Source organism: Cohnella hashimotonis (genome assembly GCF_030014955.1).
GTDB classification, from domain to species: Bacteria; Bacillota; Bacilli; order Paenibacillales; family Paenibacillaceae; genus Cohnella; species Cohnella hashimotonis.
In genome coordinates, this window is record NZ_JAGRPV010000001.1 from 7,451,651 (window position 1) to 7,477,273 (window position 25,623).

The window sequence follows — 25,623 nt, forward strand, 5'->3', positions numbered from 1 at the left end:
GATTATTCGATGTACAGCACCCAACGCTCGTTCAAATGGACTTCTATCCTGCTTGCGGTCTCGCTCGCGCTGACGCTGGCGCTTGCCGCTTGCGGCAACAACAATAACGGCGGCGGCCAGGCCGCTGCCGGAGATGCGAGCCCAAGCGCCGCCTCTCCCTCCGCTTCGCAAGCGGACGCCTCGTCTTCCGCCGCCACGCAAGGCGGCGAGCTGACCTATGCGCTCGCCACCTCGCCCGACACGCTCGATCCGCAGCGCAGCGGTCTCGCCGTCGCCGTCCGCGTCATTCGAACCATTTACGATAACCTTGTCGTCAAGCTGCCCGACAACACCATCAAGCCTTGGCTCGCCACCGAATGGACCGAGTCCGAAGACGGCCTGAGCTATACGTTCAAGCTGCGCCAGGACGTCAAGTTCCAGGATGGCACGCCGTTCAACGCAGAAGCCGTAAAGTACAACTATGAACGCATCCTCGATCCGGCCACGAAGGCCGCCAACGCGAGCGCGCTGCTGAAGCCCTTCAAGTCGGCCGAGGTCATCGACGAATATACGGTCAAGCTGAATCTCGAGACGCCTTCGCGCGCCTTCCTCGGCAATCTGAGCCAGGCTCTTCTCGGCATCGTATCCCCGACGGCCGCGAAGAAGTACGGGGATCAGTTCGGCAAAAATCCGGTAGGCACCGGACCGTTTAAGTTCGTCAAGTGGGAAGAAAACGCCGAGATTACGGTCGAGCGCAATCCCGATTACAACTGGGGACCGGAGATCGTCGACAACAAAGGCGCGCCCTACCTCGACCGGGTGACCTTCAAGATCGCGCCGGAGGAAGCGACGCGGATCGGCAGCGTGCAGAGCGGCCAGGTGCTGGCGGCCGAGACCGTGCCTCCGCAGAACATCGTCTCGCTGAAGAGCAATCCGGATTTCCAGGTGCTGCAGGCCAACACGATCGGGCTTCCTTATACGCTGTTCATCAATCAGGAGCACGCGCCATGGGGCGAGACCAAGGCCCGTCAAGCGCTGCAATACGGCATCGACATCGGCGCCATCGTCAAGACGCTGTATCTTGGCACCTACGACCAGGCCTGGTCCGCGCTGACGCCGGGCGTGCTCGGTTACGACACTTCGCTGGAGAACGCCGTTCAGCCGGACGTAGACAAAGCGAACGCGCTGCTTGACGAGATCGGCTGGAAAAAAGGCGCCGACGGCATCCGCGAGAAGGACGGCAAGAAGCTCACCCTGCGCTACGTCGACGGCTCTCCAAACCGCGAGAAGCGCAACGATATCGCGGCGATCATCCAGCAGCAGCTGAAGAAGATCGGGATCGATACGGAAGTCGTTATTACGAAAGACATCCTGACCGAAGTTTACACAAACAGCAATTACGACCTCTACGGCAACAGCCAGGTTAATGGGGACCCCAACGCGCTGTCAGCGTTCTACCACACGGCGCCCAAGGGCGCACTCGGCAACCTTTCCAAAGTCTCCGATCCGGAGATCGATCAATGGCTGGAGCAGGGCGCCGTGGAAAAGGACGACGCGAAGCGCGCCGAGCTATATAAAAAGGTGCAGCAGCGCATCAAGGACGAGGCGATCATCCTCCCGATCTACGTATTCCCGTATACGGTGGCGGCCTCCAAGTCCGTACAGGGTCTGAAGTTCGACCTGCTGGGCTATCCACTGTTCAACGACGTCAGCCTGGCCAAGTAAACGGAAGGGAAGGGGTAACAAACGATGCTCAAAGCCGTGACCGGACGCATACTCTCCTCCCTCCTCGTCATCGTCGGCTCGTCCGCGCTCGTGTTCGTCATCATGTACCTGCTGCCGGGGGACCCGGTAGCAAGCATGATCGACGTCTCCAACGCCTCGCCCGAGACGATCGCGAACCTCCGTCACCAGCTCGGAATCGATCGCCCCTTCCTGCTGCAGCTTGCCGATTACTTCGGCAAGCTGCTTCGCGGCGACTTCGGCCAATCCGTGCTGAACTCGGAGCCCGTGCTGCCCAAGATCGCGAAGCATTTCCCCGCGACGCTCGCCCTGGCGGCTTGCAGCGCCGCCGTGTCGGTCATCGTCGGCGTGCTCCTCGGCGTGCTGTCGGCGATCCACCGCAACAAGCCGATCGATCTCATCGCCCGGATCGTCGGGCTGCTCGGCATCTCGATGCCCGCCTTCTGGACCGGCATCCTGCTGCTGCTTATCTTCTCCATTCGGCTCGGATGGTTCCCGGCGATGGGCTCGCACGGCTGGCGGACGCTCGTTCTGCCCGCGCTTACGCTCGGCCTGATCGGCGCCGGCTTCATCGTCCGCATGGTCCGCAACAGCATGCTCGAGGTCATCGGCGACGCCTTCGTCGTCACGCTCCGCGCCAAGGGCTTGTCGGAGCGTGCCGTCATGTACCGGCATGCGCTGCGCAACGCGCTCATTCCCGCCGTCACGATGATCGGCGTGCTGGCCGGCGAGATGCTGGCGGGCACCGTCGTCATCGAGACGGTGTTCTCCAGGCAGGGCATCGGCCGGATCATCGCGGACGCCATCATGGCGAAGGATCTGCCGGTCGTGCAGGGCGTCATCCTGTTTTCCGCGCTCGTGTACGTCGTCGTGAATCTGCTCGTCGACTTGTCGTACGCGGTCATCGATCCGCGGGTGCGGCGGGCGGCTTAGGGTGTGGGGCAGCGGTTGGCGCAAGCATGGCGGGTGAAGCCTTCAGCGTAGACATGCGGCCAGGCGAGCGGGTGAGTCGGTGGAAGCAGGCGTGAGGCTGCGGCGGAGTTGCCGGCTCCCGGGTAGCGCTGGCGTGGCAGCGTGACATGCGACGGGGGTGCGGATGGCGCCGTGCGATGGCGTGACACTGCGGCTGGGGTGCGGACGCGCGCAGCTACGGTTGCGGATGGCGCCGTGCGATGGCGTGACACTGCGGCTGGGGTGCGGACGCGCGCAGCTACGGTTGCGGATGGCGCCGTGCGATGGCGTGATACTGCGGCGGGGGTGCGGACGCGCGCAGCTACGGTTGCGGATGGCGCCGTGCGATGGCGTGATACTGCGGCGGGGGCGCGGACGCGCGCAGCTACGGTTGCGGATGGCGCCGTGCGATGGCGTGACACTGCGGCTGGGGTGCGGACGCGCGCAGCTAAGGTTGCGGATGGCGCCGTGCGATGGCGTGACACTGCGGCGGAGGCGTTGGAAGCGGCGATAATTGCTAAAAGGCAGTTAATCCGGCGCGCACCCTCTCGTTTTGGCGAATAGTTGTCGAAAGGGTTACTACTTAGGTCAACCGAAAGTAAAAGTGCCGCGGAGTGCGGCTGAAAGGGAGGAGAGTACAGGGAGTTGTTGCTTGAGAAGCGTGGAAATGAAGCCGCGTACGCGCGCAAAAACCTTTGCACCTTGCTCTGTGCGAAAGCAGCCTGAAACCTTATCTTTAACTTTCACCATGCGAATATCGCGTTCGGCTTGGTTATTGTCAAAGGGCGCCTTGGCATCATAAAGAAAGCGGAGAATGGCGTCCTTGTAACTCAGGAACCGCTGTCCCAAATTCGCCGCTTTGCTTTTCGTTTTTCGGCCTCTCGGGCCGGTTTTGGGGCGAACGGGGTCTTTAGACCATTCCAGTTCACCTTGTTTTAGAATTTCGTCGTACTGTTGCTGCATCTGCTGGATGTGTTCCTGTCTCAAAGGCTCACCTCGTTTTCGGTGGTCCGAAGCTGTCTTCCAGCTTTCCTGCAGCAACGTTTTCATCCGCGTCGACCAGGTATGCTTGTCATGCTCGCTTATCCCCTGGCATTCACGAAGCAGATGGGCGCAGCAGAGCGAGTGGGAGAAGGAGAATTCATCTTTAAAGTAAGCGCCGTAGCTGTCATGCATCACCGTTCCCGTGTAAGTAGACAAGATTTCTCCTGCTTTCATGCCCACACTTCCGCGGCTGGGATGAACGGTAAATAGCGTGTAATCGGCAGTGGAGGCAGTATGTAGCCAGTGCTCGTGATCTTGGACACGAAGGCCCGTTTCGTCGCAATGCAGATGGTCGCTTTTCAGCAGCGCCTCGCGCGCATGTTGCTCAGCCGGTGCTAGTCGGTGATGCATGACTTTAAGGTACGACAAGAGTGTGGCATCGCTCGGACGGTAACGGGTTAAATCGGCAAAGAGCTGCCCAATACGCGCAAGCGGAATCATTTGAAACGCGCTCAAATACGCAGTCCAGGCTGCAAACCCGTCGCCGTATTGTGTGGCAGCATTCACGCCCTCAGGAAATAGGGCGCGCTGCGTACACCTGCAATGCGGACAACGCTTTTTCTCTGAGCGATACTCGGTGACCACTACGCGTGGCGCAGGCAGGTCAAAAACCTGACGTCTCTCGTAGTCCAAAGGCGGCACGGCTTCGAGCGACGCCTGACAAGCGCCACAGACGGATAGGGTTTGATGAACGACGTGATCCGGCGCTTCAGAAAATAGCAGCGTATGTCCGTCATGGCCCTTTGGCGCTCCCTTTTTTCCGCCGGGTTGCCGCGAGTTGGTCGGTTTGCGGAAACCATCACTTGAAGGCGGTTTGCTGCTATTGCGGGAGTTTTGGCCAAGCTGACGTTCGAGGTCTTTGATTCGGTTTTCAAGCTTCTCAATTTTAGCGGTATACTGCTCGATTGTAGCGGTAAACTGATCGACCAGCGATGTAATGAACGCCTCGATGGTCTCAGGATCGCTATGGCTGATCTGCTTGATGAGTTTCTTATCTATCATTCGGTTACCCCGTTTCTGAACGTATAGGTATAATCTTTTACACCTATATCCAGAAAACTAAAAGGGTGGACCTAAGTAGTAACTCGAAAGGCAGTTATTTTGTTCGTTTTGTCCCGCTTTGTGCGTATGTCGGTGAAATAGCTGCCTTTTGAGCCTTATTTCCTTAACTCGAAGGCCATCCGCAGAAATAGCTGCCTTTTAACCATTATTTTCTGACCGGTGGCGGCGCGCCCTGATCTTCGTCACCAATCGGCCCATACACATTTGGGTCTATACAAACGAAAGGACGTGAAACCCGATGAGACAATCGACGGCTGCCGAGGCGGTGCTGCAGCGCCGGAAGTGGGAGCTCCCCGCCTATCGCGGACGCGCAAAACGAATCAAGCCGGCGGATCTGTTCGTCTACGCCGCAGGAGCACTGATCCTGATCATCGCGATTTGCGCCGCTTTTCCCCAGTGGATCGCGCCATACTCGCCGACGGACATGATGCTGGACGCGATCATGCAAGGGCCTAGCGCCGCTCACCCCTTCGGCACCGACTACTACGGTCGCGACATTCTCAGCCTCGTCGTGTACGGCAGCCGGGATTCGCTGTATATCGGCTTCATGTCGGTGCTGGTCGGAGGTCTCGCGGGCGGTGCGATCGGCACGATCTCAGGTTATATCGGCGGGGCGGTGGATGCTGTCCTGATGCGGATCGTGGACGTGCTGATGACGATTCCAGGCATCTTGCTGGCGCTGGCGATCGCCGCCGCGATGGGACCGGGTCTCGGCAACATCGTGCTGGCCGTGGCGGCGGCATCCGTCCCCGGCTATGCCCGCGTCATGCGCGGACAGACGATCAGCATCAAGAGCCGGCCGTTCGTGACGGCTTCCCGGGCGATCGGCGCGACGCCCTTCTCGATTTTCTGGAAACACGTGCTGCCCAACTCGCTCTCCCCGCTGCTCGTCATGGCGACGCTCGGCATCGGCACCGCGATCCTGACCGGCTCCGGCCTCAGCTTTCTGGGACTGGGCGTATTAAAAGAAATTCCCGACTGGGGCGCGCTGCTGTCGCAAGGACGCGGCTATCTGACGGTAGCCTGGTGGATCTGCACGTACCCCGGTCTCGCGATCACGCTGCTCGTGCTGGCCGTCAACATCGTCGGCGACTGGCTGCGCGACCGGCTCGATCCGAAGCGCAAGGAAGGCTGAGCGGCGCCAAGGATCGCGTCTGCCGAGTCGAGGACGTCCGGTCCCTTACACAGAAAGGAGTCTGTCATGCAAAGCCTGCTAGAGATCGAACAACTGTCCGTCGGCTTCCGCACGAAGCGCGGATTTCTGCAAGCCCTGCACGACGTGTCCCTGACGATCGCCCCGGGAGAGACCGTCTGTCTCGTAGGCGAGTCTGGCAGCGGGAAGACTGTCGCCTCGAAGGCTGTCATGCGCCTTGTCGACTACGAGAACGGGCATATCGAAGGCGGCCGTATCGCGCTGAACGGCGTCGATCTAACCGCGTTTACCCAAGGCGAGCTGCGCAGTCTCCGGGGCAAGCGGATCGCGATGATCTTCCAGGAGCCGATGGCCGCGTTCGATCCCGTCTACACGATCGGCTACCAGATCGTCGAGACGATCCTGCGGCACGAGCGCAAGACGAAGGCCGAGGCTAGGGCGCATGCCGCGAGCTTGCTCGCGCGGGTCGGCATCCCGGAGCCGGAGCTGCGCATGAAGCAGTACCCCAGCGAGCTGTCGGGCGGCATGCTCCAGCGCGCGATGATCGCGCTCGCGCTGTCCTGCGGGCCGGAGCTGCTCATCGCGGACGAGCCGACGACGGCGCTCGACGTGACGATTCAAGCGCAGATCCTCCACCTGCTGCAGGAACTAAAGGCGGAGTTCGGCATGTCGATCCTGCTGATCACGCATGACCTGGGCATCGCCGCGCAGATCGCCGACCGGATCGTCGTCATGTACGCCGGTCGCATCGTCGAGCAGGCGACGGTCTCCGAGATGTTCGCGCAGCCGCATCATCCGTATACGAGCGGTTTGCTGCGCTCTGTCGCCACGCTCGACACGGAGAAGGGCGATCGGCTGTACGCCATCGCGGGCAGCATTCCGAGCCTGAGCAAGCTTCCGGAGGGCTGCGTGTTCCATCCCCGCTGCCCGCACGCGACAGACCGGTGCCGCGCGTCGGCGCCGCCGCTCGTCAAGCGTGGCGACCGCGAAGCCGCTTGCTGGCACGCGGATGCGCTACTGCAGGACGGCACGCTTAGCGCCCGAGAGGCGCAAGCAGAAGCGACGGATCGCGGCGAGGCAGCGACGGTGATCCCATTGCCTGACCCCGGTGCAACTGCGGCCGCGGTATCTGATCGCAGCTTGCCCGCAGACGTGGCAGCACCTCGCGGGCAAGCCACGGCCGTGGCAGCGTATCGCGAGGAAGCCAGGGCAGGGGCGTCGAATCGCGGTTTGCCTTTTCACGATACACCCATGCCGGAAGCAGTCCGCGTCGTACATGAAGCCGGCGATGAAATCGGGACGACGCAGACGGAGCAAACGAAGGCCGGGACCGTCGAGCTGTTCAGGGTGGAGGACGTGTGCAAGTACTATCCGATCAAGCGAGGATTCCCTGGACGTTCCCGGACGTTCGTGCGTGCGGTGGACGGTGTCTCCTTCTCGATTCGCGAGGGCGAGACGCTTGGCCTCGTAGGCGAATCAGGGAGCGGCAAATCCACGCTTGGCCGGCTGCTGTTGCAGCTGGAGCCCGTTACCTCCGGACGCGTGCTGTTCGAGGGCGAGGACCTGACCCGCCTCGGCGCTTCGCGGCTTCGGCAGACGCGCAGGCATATGCAGATGATTTTCCAGGACCCGTACGGCTCCCTCGATCCTCGCTGGAACGTCGGCGATCTCGTCGGCGAACCGCTCGCCGTCCATCATGGACTCTCCGGCAAAGAAAAGAAGCAGCGCGTCGAAGAGCTGCTCGCGGCCGTCGGCCTCGACCACGGCATCGTAAGTCGGCATCCCCACGAATTCTCGGGCGGCCAGCGGCAGCGGATCGGCATCGCGCGGGCCATCGCGCTCCATCCGAAGTTCGTGCTCGCCGACGAGGCCGTGTCCGCGCTGGACGTATCGGTGCAGGCGCAGGTCGTCAACCTGATGCAGGACCTGCAGCAGAAACTGGGGCTGACATACCTGTTTATCGCGCACGGCCTGCACGTCGTCCGCCATATCTCGGACCGGATCGCCGTCATGTACCTGGGCAGGATCGTAGAGATTGCGCCGAGCCGCGAGCTGTTCCGGCGTCCGGCCCATCCCTATACGCGAGCGCTCATCGACTCCATCCCGCACCCGGATCCGCGGCTGCGAACCGAACCCGCCGCCATTCGCGGCGAGATCCCGTCCCCGGCGCGTCCGCCGGCGGGCTGCAGATTTCACACCCGCTGCCCGCTGGCGACGGACAAATGCCGATCCGAATCGCCGGCGCTGCTGCCGTTGGACGGCGATCGCTCCGTCGCCTGCCATTATCCGCTCCAGTAAGGAGCCGGGAGCTGCGAGCGAGAATAGCGCGGCTACGCGGAACTCGAGCTGCTGTAAGCGAGAAAAGCACCGACATGTAGCGCGCGATCGGCGGCAAAAGCTGCTGCAAGTTTGTAAACATTGTTGCAGGGAGGGCGGTCAAAGTGGGAAAGTAGATGTAACGGCTAGTCATCTTAAAGGAGGATTGTACACATGAGCCTGCTGGATCGATTGTACGAGGAACTGGCGAGCGCGGAGGCGGAGATCATCGGCTGGAGGCAGCATCTGCACCGGCATCCCGAGGTCTCGTTCACTGAACGCCGCACGCCGGCGTTCGTGGCGGATAAGCTGCGGGAATTCGGGATCGAGACGCGGACAGGCGTAGGCTGGCGGGAGGAACATGATCTCGCTCAAGAGCGCACTGACAGCTTGCCGGGCGGCGGCGTAGTTGGCTATATCCGCGGCGGACATCCCGGTCCGACGCTGGCGCTGCGCGCCGACTTTGACGCGCTGCCGATTCAGGACGAGAAGGATGCGCCTTACCGCTCCACGGCGGTCGGGGCGATGCACGCCTGCGGCCACGACGGCCATACGTCCGTGCTGCTCGGCGTCGCCCGCGTGCTGCAGGCGCACCGCCACGAGCTGGCGGGCAACATCGTGCTCCTCTTCCAGCACGCGGAGGAAAAGCCGCCGGGCGGCGCCCGGTTCATGATCGAGGACGGCTGCCTCGAAGGCGTCGACGAGGTTTACGGCATCCACCTCTCCTCGGAAATTCCGCTCGGCCGCGCCGGTCTTCGCGCCGGTCCTGCGATGGCCGCCGTCGATGCCTTCAAGATCAAGGTCATCGGCAAAGGCGGGCACGGCGCGCGGCCCCACGACACGGTCGACGCCCTCGTCATCGGCAGCCAGATCGTAGGCGGCCTGCAGCAGATCGTCAGCCGCAGGGTGAATCCGCTGGCGTCCGCCGTCGTATCGATCGGCGTGTTCCGTGCCGGGACCGCCTTTAACGTCATCGCCGGCGTCGCGGAGATCGAAGGCACCGTACGCACCTTCGATCCTGCGCTTCGCGCGAGAATCGAAGCCGACGTGCGGGCGATCGCGGAGGGCATCAGCACGGCCGGCGGCGCGAGCTGCGAGATCGAATACGCAAACGGCTATCCGCCGCTCGTCAACGATCCCGATAAGACCGAGACCGCCCTCCGTGCCATCGCGCAAGCGCTCGGCGAAGAGGCGTTCATCGCGCTCGATCCGGTGATGGGGGCGGAAGACTTCGCGTATTACCTGGAGCAGCGTCCGGGTGCGTTCATCCATGTCGGCGCGCGCAACGCGGAAGAACGAACCCAATTTCCGCATCACCATCCCCACTTCGACATCGACGAGCGCGCGCTGCTGCACGCCGGCAAGCTGTTCCTGGCACTGACATTGGCCGAACGGCCGACCGCCTAACGGCATGACGGCATGACGAAGCACCGGGGACGCATACGAACAGGAGGCGGCCCGCGCGGGGCAGCCTGGTATGTCAAAGCCGGCAAACTGGCTTAGGCCAGTGCCGGCTTCCCTTCTACTGCAGCTTGTTAATCTGCGCGATCAGTTCGTCGACGGCTTCGTCGACGCGATACGGACCGTAATTCCACTTTTCCCGGCTGACGTTGATGATGCGGTTATTTTTGACGGCTGGCAGCGTGCTGTACAAGGGATCCTTGAACAGTTCCGTCAGTTCCTCCATCTCGTCTTCTCTCATCTGCGTAAAATAGTAATCCGCAGGATTTGCAATAAAGGCTTCTAACGAGAGCGCAGTCCCGCCATCCGCGTATTGCTTTAACTGATCGGGCATCCGGAAGCCATAATCCTGGTAGATTAATTTGCCGAGCGTGCCCCCTTCTCCTCCGATCAGCATCTCCTTGTCATAATAAACGAAAGTGAGCGCCGTCGTACCGGGTTCGATCCGCACGTCGATCTGGTCCCGGATACGCTGAAGCTTCTTTTCAAACTCGGAGATCCACGCTTCCGCCTCCGTCTCGCGGTTCATAATATCGCCCATCGTGCGGAGCGTATTGATGACATCAGGGTCTCCGCCCCAGGCCACAGCGATCGTGGGCGCGATCTTGGCATAGTTCTCGTAGTCGGCTGCGTCGTAATAGTCGGGTACGATGATCAGATCCGGGTCAAGCGCCGCGATCGCCTCTTCCTTGCCCAGACCCTCACCGATATTCGTAACGCCCGTCATCTCTTCAGGATACTGCTTCAGCGTAGCATCGTCCGCACCGGCCGGGCTAAGCCCCAACGGGAGAAGATAACCGCCATACGTAACGACAACCACATGCTCCGGATTAACCGGGATCTCCGTTTCCCGCTTCAGCGCATCTTTGTACATCCGCGTTTGCACCGACGATTCCGCTGCCGTCGTCGCCTTCGCGGATGCAGGCTGCGAGCTTTGTGCCGACTCTCCGTTCCCCGCGCCATTGCCGCCGCATGCGGCAAGCAGCAGCGATATGCCGAACAACAGGCTAGCCGCCATGGACGGCTTGTTGCTGACCTTCACTTCGTTCACGCTCCGTATCGATGATGAGTGATAACAATTATCATTATCATCAACACTATAATCGGCGTCAGCCGCCTGGGCAATGAACGATTCGGGCGCAAATTTGGGACGAATTGAACCTGTCGTGCCGAGCACCTGCATCTTGGATTGAACCGGCGTCATGCCCAGCTGCTTTTTAAATTGCTTGTTAAAGTAGTACATGTCGGCGTACCCGACGCTCTCGGCGATGTCCCGAATGCTCATGCTCGTCTCGGCGAGCAGCTCCTTGGCACGGTTCATACGCGTTCGCGCGAGATATCCCAACGGGCTTGTACCGTACTTGCGCCTGAATACCCGGGAGAGATAGTGGGCGCTGTAGTGAAACGCTCGGACAAGCTCGTCCATCGAAGCAAGCTCGCGATAATGAACGCGCAGGTAGCCTGCGATCAGCTCCGCCAGGTCTGACCGATGCGCCTCCTTGGCAAGCCGCAGTTGACGGAACTGCTCGTAGACGAATTGATAAAACAATCCGGTTGCGAGCACCCTCTCCAATTCGCCTCCCTCCGTCCACGAACGGTGCAGCTGCTCGGCGAGCTGCCGAAGCTGCCAGGGCTCGGGGCATCTATAATCGTAATTGGAGGTCATTGAAGCCGTCGCGCTCGTGCGCCCTTTGGCCACACGCCCCCCTTCTGCTTTAAAAACCGGCTTGTACAGGACCAAATAATACGCGTAGGACTCGCTTAGACACTGAATCTGCAGGCTATCCCCTTTGCAGACGTGCAGCAGTTGATCTCGCAGGTGAACGACCTGCCTGCTGCACAGCAGCAACTGCGCTTCTCCCCGGGCGGCAAGCAGGAATCCATGCGCCGGCAAGCGGTAAGGCGCGAACGCCTCTCCCCGCCTCAACGTCGCGAGACGAATATCAAGCAGCTTGACCGGCACGCTTGCCCAATCGCCGATTGTTTCAGATTCTGTCATGTGGACGCACCCCGACACGCATTCGCAGATTTCCATTTATTATCGTGCAATTCTCACGCCTGCCCCGTCTCCCGCAGCGCCTGCTGATGGTACAAACGCTGCACCGCATCCTCCATCGGCGGATTGGACAGGCCGAAGCGGATGTCGCGGAAAAGCCGTTGCAGCGGATGCGTCTGGGCCAGACCGTGCGCGCCGGTTATGCGCAGCGCTTTGTCGGCGACCGATAGCGCCGTGCGGATCGCAAACACCTTGACCGCGCCAAGCTCGGCGATGCCGGCAGCCTCGTCGGCGACGACATGCTCCCAACGCGCGGCGACGCTGTACATGAAATGCCGCGCAGCCGCCAGCTCGATGTCGATCTCGCCGATGAGCGTGCCGATATGCGGCAGATGGAGGATCGGCCGATCGAGCGAATTGGGCTGATACGAGGCGGCGAAGGCGAGCGCCTCTTCGCGCGCGGCGAGCGCGGCCCCGAGGTAGCAAGCGGGCACGTGCAGCAGGTACGGGTTGGCAGGACCTCCTCGCTTGCCTGGAGGGGCGCGATAGACGAGCGCTTCAGCGGGCAGGATGACGTCGTCCAGCACGAGATCGTGGCTGCCCGTACCGCGCATGCCCATCATGTTCCAGACCGGGTCCACGGAGACGCCTGGCGCGTTCATCGGGATCAGGAAATCCGCCGGCCCTTCCGTATCCCCTTCAATCAGGGTCGTGTTGACGACGACCAGATCGAGCACCGGCGCGAGCGACGTGAACGTCTTGCGCCCCCGGACCACATACCCTTCTCCATGCTGCTCGGCCGTCGTCTGCATTTTGCCGCCGCGGGACGGGCTCCCGGTCCCTTTTTCCGTCGCAGCGCGGTTCATGAGCTTGCCCTCGGCGACCGCCCGCAAAAACGGCGCAAGCTTGTCCTCGCTCCACGGCTTCTTCGCCGCCAATTCGGCCACCGTACTCACATGCCAGCCGATTGCCAGCGCCAGCGCCGGATCGCCCATCGCAATCCGCTCCTGGTACAGAACCATCTCATAGACCGTCATACCTTCGCCGCCATACGCACGCGGAACCGGCCATTTCGTATAGCCTGACGCGCGCAGCTTCTCCGCCGATTCGAACGCAAATCCGCCTTCCTGGTCGACAGCCTGGGCCAGCGGCTTGAACGAATCCGCCATTTCTCCGATCAGCGCGAGGCGCTCCCGCTCGGTTTCCGTTCTCGCAAAGGTGTCAGACATCTCATCCGCCTCCGGTACTTTTCTCTGTTTCATTATTGCTTAAGAGCCTAGCATGTTCCGCCAGGCGGATCAAGCGACGCAATTGTGTAAAAAGACAGCCCTGCGGAAGCAGGGCTGTCGGTGGATTAAAGACGCAAATGTTATTGGATGGCCACGCCCGCGCTGGCGTAACCTTGTATGGTATTGATCAGAGTCAGGCCAGTCGCTGTAGCCGTATAGACCATAAGTAGACGTGTCTGCGCCGTCACGGGGATATTGAGCCCTGTCGTGATCCCGTTCGCAGTCGTTCCTAGGGCCAGTATGCCTGTCATAGCAGGCGCCAGCGTCACAGTCGCGCCAGGGATTTGCGTGAATGTATTGTTCGGCGTTTCTGACGCGTACAACTGCGCGGTTATGGTTACCGTCGTGCCGAGGAGGGTAAGTGCCATGGTATTGGTAAAATAAGCGCTGATTGAAGTGATCGTACCCGCTCTCGGCATGCTAAAGCCGAAGTTAAGCAGCGTACCTGCGGCACCTGTCAGATCGATATTACCGCCGAGCGCGGATACACCCGAGACCGAATTACCGAACCCGATTAATGCGCCCGTGCCTTGAAGCCCCCCCGCTATGGTCGTAACCGTTACTGGTAGGCCGGAGGCGTAGGGGATAATAGTGGCTGCGCCGGCTGGACCTGGGGCGCCGGTGTCGCCTTTATCACCCTTCGGGCCTTGCGCGCCGGTTGCCCCCACAGGTCCAGCAGGGCCTGGAGCGCCGTCCGCGCCTTTGGCTGCGATTAGCAGATAATCTGGAGAAGTATCCGGCGTGCCAGTTGGCCCTGCAACCAGTGCAACATATGTGGATCCGTTATAAGTTACCACCCGGTATTGCGGATACAACGGAGCCTGCACCGAGTTGAATACCACTGCGCCTTCAAAGCCCGCGCCATCCGCCCCTTTCGCGCCAGTCGTGCCGGCAGCACCGGTTGCGCCGGTGTCGCCCTTGTCGCCCTTGGCGCCTGTCGGGCCAGCAGGACCCGCAGGCCCTACGTCCCCTTGGTCGCCCTTAGCGCCCGTTGCTCCGGTTGCTCCGGTATCGCCTTTCGCGCCAGTAGGACCGGCAGGGCCTACTTCACCTTGGTCGCCTTTTACACCTGTTGCTCCGGTTGCTCCGGTATCGCCTTTCGCGCCAGTAGGACCGGCAGGGCCAACTTCACCTTGGTCGCCTTTTACACCTGTTGCTCCGGTTGCTCCGGTATCGCCTTTCGCGCCAGTAGGACCGGCAGGGCCTACTTCGCCTTGGTCGCCTTTAGCGCCGGTAGCTCCCGTTGCGCCTGTCGAACCAGTGTCGCCTTTGGCTCCTTGCGGGCCAGTATCACCCGTATCGCCCTTCGCACCTGCTGCTCCCGTGTCACCCTTATCGCCCTTTGCGCCGGCAGCTCCGGTTGCACCCGTGTCGCCTTTATCTCCTTTATCGCCTTTCGCGCCCTTAGCCACGATCAGCTTATAATCTGCCGACGTATCCGGCGAACCCGCAGGTGCAGCCTTCAGCACGATGTAAACCGATCCATCGTACAGGACGATCTGATACTGCGCATAGCTCGAGGCAGCCGAGGCGCTGTAATCCACAGCGACGTTCAGACCGACACCGTCAGCACCTTTCGAGCCAGTGGGGCCTGTGTCGCCTTTATCGCCCTTATCACCCTTGTCGCCTTTATCGCCCTTCGCGCCTTGAGCGCCGGTCTCGCCCTTCGCGCCGGATCCGTTACCGGAAGTGGTGTCGTCGAAGCTCAACTTCACAGTCTGCGTCTGCTGGTTCCATCCGATATCGGCGCCGAACGCCGTCGCGAACAGGCGGACCGGGATCAGCACGCGGCCGTCCTTGACCTGCGCCGGCGCCTGCAGGCTGACCGTCTGAACGCCGCTATCCGTCGTAACCGTTGCGGTATTTTCCCCAGCCTTTACGACTACCTTAACGCCATCCTTAACCGCAGTGACCGTTTGCGAAGCATTGTCCCAGTTGACGCTTGCACCAAGCGTGCCGTTGATGTCCTTCATGGGCACCAGCACAGTGTTGTTCACCAATACAGGGGACACTTGGTATTGGATATTGGAGCCGTTGACGTTAAGCGTCACGCCGCTGGCGGCGCTCACGGGAGCGGCAACCAGGGTAGCGGCGAGCAGCAATAAGCCCGCGGCGGTTTTCGTTTTCTTTTTCAACACGAATTCATTCCTCCGATGTCTTATTATGAGAACGTGGCTTGTCCAACAAAGCTACAAAGCCTTCCTAAAATAATACAAACATTTTAACAAAATTCGACAGATTTTTATATGAAATAGATGTGCCGTATTTCCGACATTTGCTTATAAAACCGCATTATGATTCGACATGATGATTCAACCGTCTTGCATCTGCACCCTTTTTGCATGTTCCACCCGTTTAGGGGTATGAATGTTTATAGAGAAATTCGATTGGCGAAGGGCGGGCGGACCGGCATGGTACGTGTATTGGTGGTAGACGACGAGGCGGGAATCTCGGAGGCGGTCGCTTACGCGCTGCAGCGCGAGGGATATGAGGTCGATACGGCGGCGGATGGCGTGGAGGCGCTGGAAAAGGTGGCGGCGCAGCGACCGGACGTGATGGTGCTGGACGTGATGATGCCGCGCATGGGTGGATATGAAGTCTGCCGCAAGCTGGACGGCAGGGACCGTCCGGCCATTCTTCTGCTTACGGTTAAAAACGATATTGTAGACAAAGTGCTGGGGCTCGAGCTGGGGGCGGACGACTACATGACCAAGCCCTTCGACATCCGCGAGCTTCTCGCGCGCGTCAAGGCGCTCGCCCGCAGGGTACAGCTGGATCACGCACCGGCTCAGAACGCGCCAGCCGATACGGAGACGGTGCGGCTCGGCACGCTGGCGATCGAATCGCTCTCGCGGACGGCGCGCGTGGACGGGCAAGCGCTCGAACTGACGCCCAAGGAGTTCGATCTATTGAAGCTGCTGGCAGCTAATCCGGAGCGCGTGTACACGCGGGAAGCATTGCTTGAACTCGTGTGGGATATGGACTTCGCGGGAGGAACCCGGACGGTGGACATTCATGTCCAGCGGCTGCGGCGCAAGCTCGGAGACGCGCAGGGCCTGATCCAGACGGTGTTCGGCGTCGGCTACAAGAGCGCCAGGCCGTCGGAATGAGCCGGGGCGTGCGCATCGGCCTGCAGGGCAAGCAGTCGCTGCTGCTCGCGCTGCTGCTGGCGGCTATCGTCGCCGCGCTGAGCATGCAGGTGCTGTCGGGCATTCGGGACGACCAGAAGGAGCGGCTCGAGCAGACCTTCGCCCGCCAGGCGGAGGCCGCGAATCTGCGCGTGCGCGATGCCTTTCTGACCGGCGAGCGCGTCGAGGCGAAGCCCTTTATGGAAAAAAACGCGCAGCGGCTGGCTGTCGACCTGGGCGAACTGAGCGGCATGCCGGTCACGCTCTACGATACGGACGGCGTCCTGGCCGGCACGTCGCTGCCCATTCAGCCGCGGACGGACGCGTCCGATGCGCTGGCCTACACGGCGAGGGGGATGTCCGCTTATATTACGGAAGGCGACGCGCTCTTATACCTCGCTCCGCTCTACAATGCCGATCAACTGCTCGGTACGGTACAATTCCACGCGTCGCTCGCCGACCAGAATGCGTTTTACGAGCGCATCCGCGATCTGTTCCTGTATGCAGGGCTCGCAGTGCTTGCGGGCGGCTTCCTCGTCGGCTATCTCTTCGTCCGGCGCCAGGTAAGCGTCATCCGCCGGCTGAACCGGGCCACTCAGCAGATCGGACGCGGCGATTATTTGTCCGCCGCGCCCGTGAGGCGCCGGGACGAGCTGGGCGAGCTGGCCGAAGGCATCTTCGACATGAGCGGCAGCATCTCTTCTTCGGTAACGCAGCTCCACGAGGAGAAGCGCAAGCTCATGGATGCGATCGCGCGGCTGACGGAGCTCGAGCGCCAGCAGAAGCAGTTCATCGGCAACATCAGCCACGAGTTGAAAACGCCGCTGACTTCGATCCGCGCTTACGCGGATCTGCTGGAGATGTACGCGGACGACCCGGCGTTGCTCGGCAAAGCAAGAGAGCGTATCGGCACGGAAGCCGCACGGCTGTACGAATTGGTCGAAAAGGCGCTGCAGCTGTCCGCGATGGACGTTTACGACTTTGAAACGAAAGCGGAACAGGTCGCACTCGCTCCCTTATTAAAGGAAGCCACCGAGCGCATACGGGTCAAAGCGGACGCCGTCGGCATCCGCATGACGCTGGATCTCCAGGACGGCAGCGTCTGGGCGGATTCCGACAATCTTATGCATATTGTGCTCAACCTGCTCGATAATGCGGTCAAGTACAATGTGTCGGGCGGCGCAGTGACGCTAAGCAACCGGCTGACGTATGGCGCAGACGGCGAGCCGCGAATGATCGTCGAGGTCGCGGATACCGGCAGAGGCATTCCGCAGGAGGCGCAGTCGCGCATCTTCGATCCGTTCTACACGGTCAGCGGCGACCGTTCGCGCGCGACCGGGGGTACCGGACTTGGACTGTCGCTTGTCCGCAGCCTTGCGGAAAAGCAGGGCGGCTCCGTTCGGCTCGCCGAATCCGGCTCGGGCGGCTCCCGATTCATACTCGAGCTGCCGGTACGAGAGCCTAAGCGCAAGTCGTAAACGGCGCTCCGAATTGTTTACAACTTCGATACATGCCGGATATGGCTTCGATATATCGCGATTCTATACTGATCTCAAGACAGGGACGACGGACGCAGGGCAGCGCGGTATGGGCGCCTCGCCGCAGCTGCTCCCTGGCGAGATCCATATCAGTCAGGAGGACCTGTCCATGCCGAACAAAAAAGGAGAGATCGCCGTTAAGCTCACGCTATTGCTCATGCTCGCCATCGAACTGACAGCCTGCAGCGCCAAAAACGGCGAGCCGATCCCCGTCGCTTCCGGCGCGAGCGCCGGGCAGACGGACGATGCGTCCGCCGCGCAGGGCGCAGGCGGCGGCAAGCGCAAGCTGACCGTCGTCAAGGAGACGGACGCGCCGAAGCGGAGCGACGTGGCGATCGAACGCATCCATCGCTTCGAGGGCGCGGCGATCGACGCCTGGCTCTCGGACGACGCGCTCAGGATTACGACGACGAAGCTCGAAAAGCCGGGCACCGACACGGAGGAGCCGAAGTTCAGCTATGCGGCCGAGACCGTCGATCTGACGAGCGACGCCCGCAAGCCCGCGAAGCCGGCCGAGACGGAAGGCGACACGGCTGCGCTTGTGAAGGAAACCCTGTCTCCCGACGGCAAATTCGCCTTCGTGCAGCGGTGGAAGGATAAATATACGGCCCGCAACTTCATTAAAAATGTCGCCACCGGCGGCATGACCGAGATTAAAGGCACCAACTATCTCGAGTCGGGCGGCTGGATCGACGAAGGCACGTACCTTCTTGCGGCCGGCTCTATGGAAGGACGCGGCGACGTCCTGTCCGTCAAGACGGACGGCACCGTATCGAAGATGACGCTCGACGATCCGCAGGTCGAGCTGTTCACGAAGTTCACGGCATCGCACGGCCGCGTCTACTACACGGATCAGGCGCAGAACCTGAAGACGCTCGCCTACGGGACCGCTACGAAGCCCACCGTGCTCGCCACCGGCGTATCCGGCTTCGAGGTCGCGCCGGACGGCGCCAGAATCGCCGTCTCGACGGTCGTCGGCCAGGACGGAACGGCGGCTCGCCTGCTCCTCTACGGCGCGGACGGACGCCAGCAAGGCTCGGCGATCGGCACAGGCGATCTGATCCCGTACATGAGCTGGTCCGCCGATGCCGTGAAGCTCGCTTTCGCCGTATACGCGGAAGACCGCAGCGGCATGAACGGCGTGTACGTGTTCGACGCCGCTTCGGGCACGGTCGTGCCCGTCGTTCCGAACGCTTTTCCCCAATACCCGCTTAGCTGGAATCCCTCAGGCACGAGGCTGGGCGTCACGGCTGCCGGCAAGGGCGATCTGCCCGTCACGGAAATTATCGATTTTAAAAACCAACAAACCCCTTAAGGAGATGGAACTTATGAAAAACAATATGATGAAGAAATCGGTACTCGGCGCGATGGTGCTCGGCATGACGATCACAGGCGCGGCAGGCGTCTACGCAGGCACGAACATGCAGAAAATCACGGCCTATCTGAACAGCAGCATCGGCATCAAGGTCAACGGCTCCGCCTACGTTCCGACGGACGCGAGCGGCAACAAGCTCACTCCGATCACGTACCACGACACGACGTATCTCCCCGTCCGCGCGCTGGCCGGCGCCCTGGACGTTCAGTTGACCTTCGACCCGAAGACGAATCAGGTCGTGATCACCACGGCTAAGCCGAATACGCCTCCGCAATCCGCTGATCTGGCCAGCATCGGCTATACAACGGCGCAGATCAAGGAGATTCAGACGGCATTCGCGGCATTCGACGGTTTCACGACGCCTTATATGCCAACGCTGATGGCGGCCAACGATACGTATAAGCAAGCATCCGCGACCGGCGACGGCGTGAACTTCGTTTTCTCGCATATGATCGTGAACGTGTCGCCTCGCGACTATGCTTTCGACTACGAGGGTACGAACGTGACCTTGTCGAACGGCGTAAAAGCCAAGTGGTATAAGCCTTCCGACACCGACATGCTGACCTTCAAGCTCGACGACCGCTACGTGACGCTCAGCTCCATGGACGGCGCGCTGAACAAGGCGCAGCTCGAGAAAATCGCCGTCGGCGTCGCCAAGCAATCCGACAGCACGGCCGGTCTGGCCATCGTCTCCTACACCGATGCGCAATTCAAAGCCATCAAGACCGCCTTCGCCGGGTTTGACGGCTTCACGACGGCATACGCACCGACGCTCATGGCCGGCGACGACGCCTTCAAGCAAGCCGCAGCGACCGGCGACGGCGTGAACTTCCTCTTTTCCCACATGACGGTCGGCGTCTCGCCTCGCGATTACTCGGACGGCTACGACAGCACGAAGGTCACCCTGTCGAACGGCGTTCAAGCCAAGTGGTATAAGCCTTCCGGCACCGACATGCTGACCTTCAAGCTCGACGACCGGTTCGTGACGATCAGCTCCCCGGACGGCGCGCTGAACAAAGCAAAGCTGGAACAGATCGCCGTCGGCGTCGCCAAACTGAAATAAGGCAATCATTCTAAGGAGGCCCGCATCATGAAGGTATCTTTCAAAACGGCGTCCTACGGCTTCGTGCTGGCCGGCGTGCTCGTGCTCGCCGCGTGCAACTCCGCCGGATCGGCCTCGTCTAACGGAAGCGATGCGCCCAGTGCATCGCCGTCCGCATCCGCTTCCGCGGCGGCTCCCGCTTCGCCTTCGGCTTCCGCCGGCAGCGGGACCGAGGCGCCGGCTTCCCCGTCGGCCGGCGAGCCGGCGAGCGCATCGGCTCCGGCATCGGCCGCGCCGACCAAGGTCTCCGCCGAGGTCGCAGCCGAGATCAAAGAGCTGATGAAGCTTGCCAAGGAAGGCAAGGCGCCCGGCATCTCGTACGTCGCGCACGATTCGCTCATCGACGACGTAAAGAAGGATTGGGGCAAACCCGACTCGGACGATATGGCGGGCAAAGGCTTCTACGCCGTCTACAGCAAGCATCATGCCGCGTTCGGCTACAACAAAGGCAGCCAGCTGTTCGACATCCGCTCGAGCGACGCCAAGCTGCAGAAGCTGACGCTGCTGCAGATCGAGCAGACGCTGGGCAAACCGTCGTCCACGACCAAGAGCGGCGACGACACCATTTACGTCTACGAGACCGGCAAGGAGTTTCAGCTCAAATTCGCCATCCCGAAATCAACTGGCAAGGTCGATCATATCTCGGTCTTCTCGAAGACGGGATCGCGCAACAATATGGCGGGCTAAAAGCCTGCTCACGAACAAGCCGCCGGGCGCATACCCTGGCGGCTTGTTAATCGTTATAGAAGAAAACGCCCAAGCGCGCAAAAAGTGATGGATTTTCTCCGAAAAGCACTCCTTTGGCCGATAACCGGATCTATCGTGCACTTTTGCAGGATAGTCCTCAACGCTTTTCAGACCAAAGCGAGTATCCCAGCCAGGCCAGTCCCAAGCCCATCGGCACCGCCGCGAGCCGGCCGAGCTCGTGCGGGAGCACGGCGGCAGCCAGAGAAGCGACGGCCCCGAAGGCGAGCAAGCCTGCCGCCCCGCGCGATAAAATGCCGGCCCTGAACGTCGCGATGCCGAACAGCAGACCGCCGAGCAAATACGCTGCGGCCGATACCGGTCCCGCGGCGGCAAGCGCGCCAAGGTCAACCTCGCTGCCCGCTCCGCTTGAAAGCCCCAGGAATCCCTCCACGATTTTCGGCGCGTCGGTCGTGAGCAGCGGCAAAATGAAAGCTTCGATGAAGGTAAGCGCCATGAGGAGCGCAAACTCGAGGCTGAAAAGGAGATAGCCTGCCAGGCCCAGCCACCCGGCCTTCTCGACTTGCCTGGCGTAGATCCCCGTGATACCGGCCAAGGCCAGGAGACTCATCAAGATGGTTAAGTAATGGGCAATGGCCCAAGCGTCGGTAGTTACGGACGAGAGAACATCGGACGGATGAATCATCTGGATAACGATGAACAGAATCCCTGCCAGCATCGCCGCCACGCCTGACCAACGAATGAGGCCGGGGGCAGTGATCTTGTTACTTCCTGCGGTTGTGCGGTTCGCGTTCATCGATTTGTCTCCTCTTTCATGAAAGTAGTATGATCTGTTCCTATCTTGAACGCGGGCGCGTAAGAACGTTCGGAGCTCGCCCCGACGACGGAGATCAACGGCAAGCCGAGATCGCGTATGTTCCTAAGAAAACCGTGAAGTGCCGCCTGATCGGCCACCGGGCCGCGAAGGACGGTCGTTCCGTTGCTGTCGCGGGTAAAACATAACCCTTCGAACCGATATCCCCATTTGGAATCTAGATGCCCTTTTACGCGAATCTCGTACCGTCTTGGCTCCCCATCGTTCTCTGGAGATCCTTGCGATCCTTCCATTTTGCGTTTCCTCCTTTGTGCTTCCGCTAAGGTTAAGATACAGGTTCGCGTGAGGAGTCCGCATCACCACAAGTGGTGATTTATGCAGCAAAAAGCCCCGCGCCGGTCGATAAACCGGCCAGAACGGGGCTGTAGAGAGACGCGGAAGCGCTAGTCTAAATCGAGCTCTTCCGCCCGGCGAACGGCCGCGCGGCGGTTGTTCACCTCGAGCTTGCTATAAATATTCTTCGTATGCGACCGCAGGGTATTCAGCGAGATATGGAGCATGCGGGCGATATCCGGACCGCTCAGCTCAGTTCGGAACAGCCGAAGCACCTCGAGCTCCCGATCGCTCAACGGCTCGCTTAGCGTGTGCTTGTGCGCCGCTCTGCTCTCGGCTCTGCCGAGCGCGGACAGAAGCTGAGTGATATAACCGGGGGAGACTCCCTGTTTCAAAGCAGCTTCAAGCAAGGCGGCCATGGGCTGGCCTACGTCCGCGAAGATGCGGACGTAGGCTTCCGATTCGGCTAAGGCCAAGGCGCGTTCCAACGGTCCAAGCGCATCAAGGCGGTTGCCTCGGGTCTCATGAGCCATCGCCTGCAGGATCAGAATCTCGATCGAGCTCCCGGCCCTCCCGCCTTCCTCTGCCGCTTGAAGCAAGCGTTCCAGCAGCCCCAATACTTGACGAATCGAATGGTCACTGCGATCGCGCCTATACTTCGCCAGGAGCGTCCTGGCAAGCGTGACGTGCTCGAATTCGCGCAGATAGGACAGCTCGTCATAGGCGGACAACCCTTGCTCCCGCACCCAATCGAGGGCATCGTCCAGCCGCCCCATTGCAAGCCAGATCCGTGTTTTCATCGCCGAGATCGGACGCACATTGGGGAAAAAATGGCCCTTATACAGCCGCTCCGCCTCATGGAGAAGCGAGAGCGCGCCATTCAGGTCTTCGTTCGCCTCCGCGACCCGGGCCATGGCGACGTACCAGCGATAGCCGATCTGCGGGCGAAGGGCGCGCTCGTTCAGTTCCTTGCCCTTCAACAGGCGATCCGCGGCGGCCTGAAGATCGTTGTGCTCGCGGTCGAGCTCGCTCATCGCCACGTGGATATCGATCGTCCCCCGCGACATGCGCTCGCCATGCGACTCGGCTACCTCCAAGCCTCGCTCGTAGACCCGCATCGCTTGGCGCAGCCGGCCTTGCGCAATCCGGATATCGGCCAAGGCGATCGCGCCCCCGATCGCGTCCGAGATATTTCCGGCCAGCAGCACGCCGGCCATACCCTCGTCAAACATCCGGTACGCGGTCTCGAGATCGCCGCTCGTCCACGCCGCCAGTCCCAAGAGCGCCGCCGCCGCGCCGCGCCGAAGATGGTCTCCCTCAGGCACGAGCTCGAGGACCCGCCGGGCATATCGGATCGCTGCCGGTATATCGCCCAGCACCTGGGCGCGCGCGGCGCGATACCCGGCGATCGTGCCCGGAAGATGACGGAACTCCTCTTCGTCCACGACGACCCTGTCCGCCATGCTGGCTTGGCTGCTCGCGGTTGTTTCGAGCCGGCGTTCCGCGTCTTGAAGGCGCTCCTCGACGGCTCCGAACTCCCCGCCGGCCATTAACGCCCAGGCGAACGCGACGCTCAAGACGGGTCTGCGGCGTATCAACTCGTCGGGCAGCGCTCTCAGCCAGCCCAGTACGGCAAGCCCCTGCCTAAGTCTCCGCATCTCCGGCCAGGCACACTCGATCAGGTCCGCTGCCCGCGCGTCATCGCCTGCCGCCAATGCGTGACGAATCGCGTCGGCTGCCGAGCCATGCCGTTCGTACCATCGACTTGCACGCCGATGCAGCTCGGCTATCCGATCCGGCTGGTCTGCCTCTAAATGAACGGCGAGCACCTCGCCGAAGAGGTGATGGTACCGATACCACTCGCGTCTGTCGTCCAGCGGGACGACAAAAAAATTGCCCTTCTCCAGCGCTTCCAATCGCGCGCTGCCCTCCCCTTCGCCGGTGACGGCATCGCACAGCGGCCCGGACAACCGTTCGAGGATGGAGGTTTGAAGCAGAAAGCTCCGCATCGATTCCGGCTGACGGCGCAGAACCTCCTCGACCAAATAGTCGATGATGTACCGGTTGTCTCCGGCGAACGCGCGAATGAATGCCGGAATGTCCTCGCGCCCTCGCATGGAGAGCGCAGCCAGCTGGAGCCCCGCGATCCAGCCCTCGGTACGGCTCTCCAATGCTTCAATGTCGTCCGCCGATAGTGCCAGGCCCATCGCCTCGTTGAAGAATGCGGCCGCTTCGCCGGCGGAAAAGCGAAGGTCCGCGGCACGCAGCTCGGTCAAGTCGCCGCGTACGCGCAACCGGCTTAGCGGCAGCTGCGGATCCTCCCGAGTCGCGATGACCAGATGCATTTGCGGGGGGAGATGCTCAAGCAGGAAGGCGACCGCGTCGTCGATCGGTTTGGCGCGAATGACATGGAAATCGTCGAGAACCAGAACGAAAGGGGTCGGGATCGCCGATACCTCATTGAGCAGAATGGTCAGCGCTGATTCGGTAGACGACGGTTGGGAAATGCGCGGGAGAGCTCCGTCTCCTCCGATAGGCTCGGTTATCCTGTTCACCGCAGCGACGAGATGGGCGAGAAAACGCGCGGCATCGTTATCCCTTTCGTCCAAGGAGAGCCATGCGACAGGTCGACCGCAGCCGGCAGCCCACTCGCCTATGAGCGTCGTCTTGCCAAATCCGGCGGAAGCGGAGACAAGGGTGAGCTTGCGGTCCAGACCGTCGTTCAACCGCTCGAACAGACGCGGTCGCGGAATGGTCTTGGACCGGGACACGGGAATATACAGCTTCGTAGTTAGGATCTGCACATTCATGGTTGAATCGGGTTCCCCATTCTATCGGTTCATATCCAATAGGATAGCTTGAACGGCTTTATTTCTCCACTGCAAGTTATGCCTGCCAGGAACTTTCTCCATGCATGCGCGTCTAACCACCATATGGAAATTATGAGCGAATGCCGTGCGTGGCAAATGAACGAATCGCATCCATCGGTCGCTTTTAAGCGCTGCCCCGCTTCGGTGGAATCGTTCGACGTCCTTTTGCATTATTCGGACGGGGCTATGGACCGAGCACTGACTGTGCTTCCCTGCCCAGGTACGGTCGATCAATCGAGCGGAGCTGTCATGGAGCCGGGAATTTTGTTTGGCAAGCTGGATCAATTGTTCAAACCCTAACAACCGGAGGGCGGACTATGCTTAAAAGCACCGTATACGCCTTTATTTTACTGGTCCTGACTTGCACGGCTTGCGCCCCTTTATTCGGAGCTTCTTCAAAAGAGGGGTTATTGCTGGAACAGCAAAGCTTGGTCAGATGGCGGGCTGATGAGAATATATTGGAGGTATATGCCGTCATCGCGAATTACGCCGATAAAGACGCTTCGTTTGCAGCCTATGTCGTATTTCTAGACCCGCATTTGAGGGAGATAGACGGCCTGGATCGGATTGAAGTCAAAGAGGATGACCGTAAAGGAAAAACGCCTTTTCTGCTAAAACCCTATCAGGAGACCGTATTGAGGCAGCGTTTTTATACGGATGAACCGCTGAAGCGAGAATGGCTGTCCAAAGGCGTCGGCATTGAAATCGCAACGCAGGGGAAGCGCATGACGCTTCCCATCAAATACGGAGAAATCGGGTAACGG

Annotated in this window: 18 protein-coding genes; 11 read left to right on the forward strand and 7 right to left on the reverse strand. The window is 61.0% G+C overall.

What is annotated here, in order from left to right:
* Positions 1-9: 9 nt before the first annotated feature.
* Together KB449_RS29675 and KB449_RS29680 are read left to right on the forward strand one after the other, a co-directional pair.
* The gene (locus KB449_RS29675) at positions 10-1,704 is read left to right on the forward strand and encodes an ABC transporter substrate-binding protein (protein ID WP_282911804.1); all 1,695 of its coding nucleotides are present in this window, start codon (positions 10-12) and stop codon (positions 1,702-1,704) included.
* A 24-nt stretch (positions 1,705-1,728) separates the two neighbouring features.
* A complete protein-coding gene (locus KB449_RS29680; RefSeq protein WP_282911805.1) occupies positions 1,729-2,655 on the forward strand; it encodes an ABC transporter permease in 927 nt (308 codons plus the stop codon).
* A gap of 606 nt (positions 2,656-3,261) precedes the next feature.
* On the opposite strand, the gene tnpC is transcribed toward KB449_RS29680, so the two are convergent.
* A complete protein-coding gene (gene tnpC / locus KB449_RS29685) occupies positions 3,262-4,719 on the reverse strand; it encodes an IS66 family transposase (RefSeq protein WP_282906813.1) in 1,458 nt (485 codons plus the stop codon).
* Between the two features lie 298 nt (positions 4,720-5,017).
* Between tnpC and KB449_RS29690 the strand changes: the two genes are divergently transcribed.
* From KB449_RS29690 to KB449_RS29700, 3 genes are all read left to right on the forward strand, one after another.
* Positions 5,018-5,914 carry an ABC transporter permease gene (locus KB449_RS29690; protein WP_282911806.1) on the forward strand — a complete coding sequence of 299 codons (897 nt, stop codon included), beginning with the start codon at positions 5,018-5,020 and terminating at the stop codon, positions 5,912-5,914.
* Between the two features lie 66 nt (positions 5,915-5,980).
* The gene (locus KB449_RS29695) at positions 5,981-8,230 is read left to right on the forward strand and encodes an ABC transporter ATP-binding protein (RefSeq protein ID WP_282911807.1); all 2,250 of its coding nucleotides are present in this window, start codon (positions 5,981-5,983) and stop codon (positions 8,228-8,230) included.
* Between the two features lie 198 nt (positions 8,231-8,428).
* Entirely contained in the window at positions 8,429-9,655 is a 1,227-nt protein-coding gene (locus KB449_RS29700) for a M20 metallopeptidase family protein (RefSeq protein ID WP_282912940.1), read from the forward strand.
* Positions 9,656-9,770: 115 nt separating this feature from the next.
* Here KB449_RS29700 and KB449_RS29705 read toward each other — a convergent pair whose 3' ends face one another.
* The 3 genes from KB449_RS29705 to KB449_RS29715 all read right to left on the reverse strand — a co-directional run bounded on the left by KB449_RS29705 (position 9,771) and on the right by KB449_RS29715 (position 15,096).
* Positions 9,771-11,708: an ABC transporter substrate-binding protein gene (locus tag KB449_RS29705; protein WP_282911808.1), complete on the reverse strand. Its 1,938-nt coding sequence runs from the start codon at positions 11,706-11,708 to the stop codon at positions 9,771-9,773.
* Between the two features lie 53 nt (positions 11,709-11,761).
* Entirely contained in the window at positions 11,762-12,934 is a 1,173-nt protein-coding gene (locus tag KB449_RS29710; protein WP_282911809.1) for an acyl-CoA dehydrogenase family protein, read from the reverse strand.
* Between the two features lie 140 nt (positions 12,935-13,074).
* Positions 13,075-15,096 carry an exosporium glycoprotein BclB-related protein gene (locus KB449_RS29715; protein WP_282911810.1) on the reverse strand — a complete coding sequence of 674 codons (2,022 nt, stop codon included), beginning with the start codon at positions 15,094-15,096 and terminating at the stop codon, positions 13,075-13,077.
* 309 nt (positions 15,097-15,405) lie between these two features.
* Between KB449_RS29715 and KB449_RS29720 the strand changes: the two genes are divergently transcribed.
* The 5 genes from KB449_RS29720 to KB449_RS29740 all read left to right on the forward strand — a co-directional run bounded on the left by KB449_RS29720 (position 15,406) and on the right by KB449_RS29740 (position 20,824).
* Positions 15,406-16,104: a response regulator transcription factor gene (locus tag KB449_RS29720; RefSeq protein ID WP_282911811.1), complete on the forward strand. Its 699-nt coding sequence runs from the start codon at positions 15,406-15,408 to the stop codon at positions 16,102-16,104.
* Entirely contained in the window at positions 16,101-17,600 is a 1,500-nt protein-coding gene (locus KB449_RS29725) for a sensor histidine kinase (protein WP_282911812.1), read from the forward strand. The genes KB449_RS29720 and KB449_RS29725 overlap by 4 nt, the downstream gene beginning before the upstream one ends.
* Before the next feature lie 169 nt (positions 17,601-17,769).
* Positions 17,770-18,975: a TolB family protein gene (locus tag KB449_RS29730; RefSeq protein WP_282911813.1), complete on the forward strand. Its 1,206-nt coding sequence runs from the start codon at positions 17,770-17,772 to the stop codon at positions 18,973-18,975.
* A gap of 13 nt (positions 18,976-18,988) precedes the next feature.
* Complete coding sequence (locus KB449_RS29735; protein ID WP_282911814.1) at positions 18,989-20,098, forward strand: stalk domain-containing protein; 1,110 nt, start codon at positions 18,989-18,991, stop codon at positions 20,096-20,098.
* 27 nt (positions 20,099-20,125) lie between these two features.
* Entirely contained in the window at positions 20,126-20,824 is a 699-nt protein-coding gene (locus tag KB449_RS29740) for a YjgB family protein (RefSeq protein ID WP_282911815.1), read from the forward strand.
* Between the two features lie 157 nt (positions 20,825-20,981).
* Here the strand turns inward: KB449_RS29740 and KB449_RS29745 are convergent, their stop codons facing one another.
* The 3 genes from KB449_RS29745 to KB449_RS29755 form a co-directional block, all read right to left on the reverse strand.
* Entirely contained in the window at positions 20,982-21,638 is a 657-nt protein-coding gene (locus tag KB449_RS29745; RefSeq protein WP_282911816.1) for a hypothetical protein, read from the reverse strand.
* The gene (locus KB449_RS29750; RefSeq protein ID WP_282911817.1) at positions 21,635-21,949 is read right to left on the reverse strand and encodes a hypothetical protein; all 315 of its coding nucleotides are present in this window, start codon (positions 21,947-21,949) and stop codon (positions 21,635-21,637) included. The genes KB449_RS29745 and KB449_RS29750 overlap by 4 nt, the downstream gene beginning before the upstream one ends.
* Positions 21,950-22,099: 150 nt before the next feature.
* A complete protein-coding gene (locus KB449_RS29755) occupies positions 22,100-24,799 on the reverse strand; it encodes a winged helix-turn-helix domain-containing protein (RefSeq protein WP_282911818.1) in 2,700 nt (899 codons plus the stop codon).
* A 377-nt stretch (positions 24,800-25,176) separates the two neighbouring features.
* Here KB449_RS29755 and KB449_RS29760 point away from each other — a divergent pair, with 377 nt between their 5' ends.
* A complete protein-coding gene (locus KB449_RS29760) occupies positions 25,177-25,620 on the forward strand; it encodes a hypothetical protein (RefSeq protein ID WP_282911819.1) in 444 nt (147 codons plus the stop codon).
* Positions 25,621-25,623 lie beyond the last annotated feature (3 nt).

Coding starts and splice junctions, on each gene's coding strand:
- KB449_RS29675 (WP_282911804.1), top strand. CDS start 10: ATGTACAGCACCCAACGCTCGTTCAAATGGACTTCTATCCTGCTTGCG.
- KB449_RS29680 (WP_282911805.1), top strand. CDS start 1,729: ATGCTCAAAGCCGTGACCGGACGCATACTCTCCTCCCTCCTCGTCATC.
- tnpC (WP_282906813.1), bottom strand. CDS start 4,719: ATGATAGATAAGAAACTCATCAAGCAGATCAGCCATAGCGATCCTGAG.
- KB449_RS29690 (WP_282911806.1), top strand. CDS start 5,018: ATGAGACAATCGACGGCTGCCGAGGCGGTGCTGCAGCGCCGGAAGTGG.
- KB449_RS29695 (WP_282911807.1), top strand. CDS start 5,981: ATGCAAAGCCTGCTAGAGATCGAACAACTGTCCGTCGGCTTCCGCACG.
- KB449_RS29705 (WP_282911808.1), bottom strand. CDS start 11,708: ATGACAGAATCTGAAACAATCGGCGATTGGGCAAGCGTGCCGGTCAAG.
- KB449_RS29710 (WP_282911809.1), bottom strand. CDS start 12,934: ATGTCTGACACCTTTGCGAGAACGGAAACCGAGCGGGAGCGCCTCGCG.
- KB449_RS29720 (WP_282911811.1), top strand. CDS start 15,406: ATGGTACGTGTATTGGTGGTAGACGACGAGGCGGGAATCTCGGAGGCG.
- KB449_RS29725 (WP_282911812.1), top strand. CDS start 16,101: ATGAGCCGGGGCGTGCGCATCGGCCTGCAGGGCAAGCAGTCGCTGCTG.
- KB449_RS29730 (WP_282911813.1), top strand. CDS start 17,770: ATGCCGAACAAAAAAGGAGAGATCGCCGTTAAGCTCACGCTATTGCTC.
- KB449_RS29735 (WP_282911814.1), top strand. CDS start 18,989: ATGAAAAACAATATGATGAAGAAATCGGTACTCGGCGCGATGGTGCTC.
- KB449_RS29740 (WP_282911815.1), top strand. CDS start 20,126: ATGAAGGTATCTTTCAAAACGGCGTCCTACGGCTTCGTGCTGGCCGGC.
- KB449_RS29745 (WP_282911816.1), bottom strand. CDS start 21,638: ATGAACGCGAACCGCACAACCGCAGGAAGTAACAAGATCACTGCCCCC.
- KB449_RS29750 (WP_282911817.1), bottom strand. CDS start 21,949: ATGGAAGGATCGCAAGGATCTCCAGAGAACGATGGGGAGCCAAGACGG.
- KB449_RS29755 (WP_282911818.1), bottom strand. CDS start 24,799: ATGAATGTGCAGATCCTAACTACGAAGCTGTATATTCCCGTGTCCCGG.
- KB449_RS29760 (WP_282911819.1), top strand. CDS start 25,177: ATGCTTAAAAGCACCGTATACGCCTTTATTTTACTGGTCCTGACTTGC.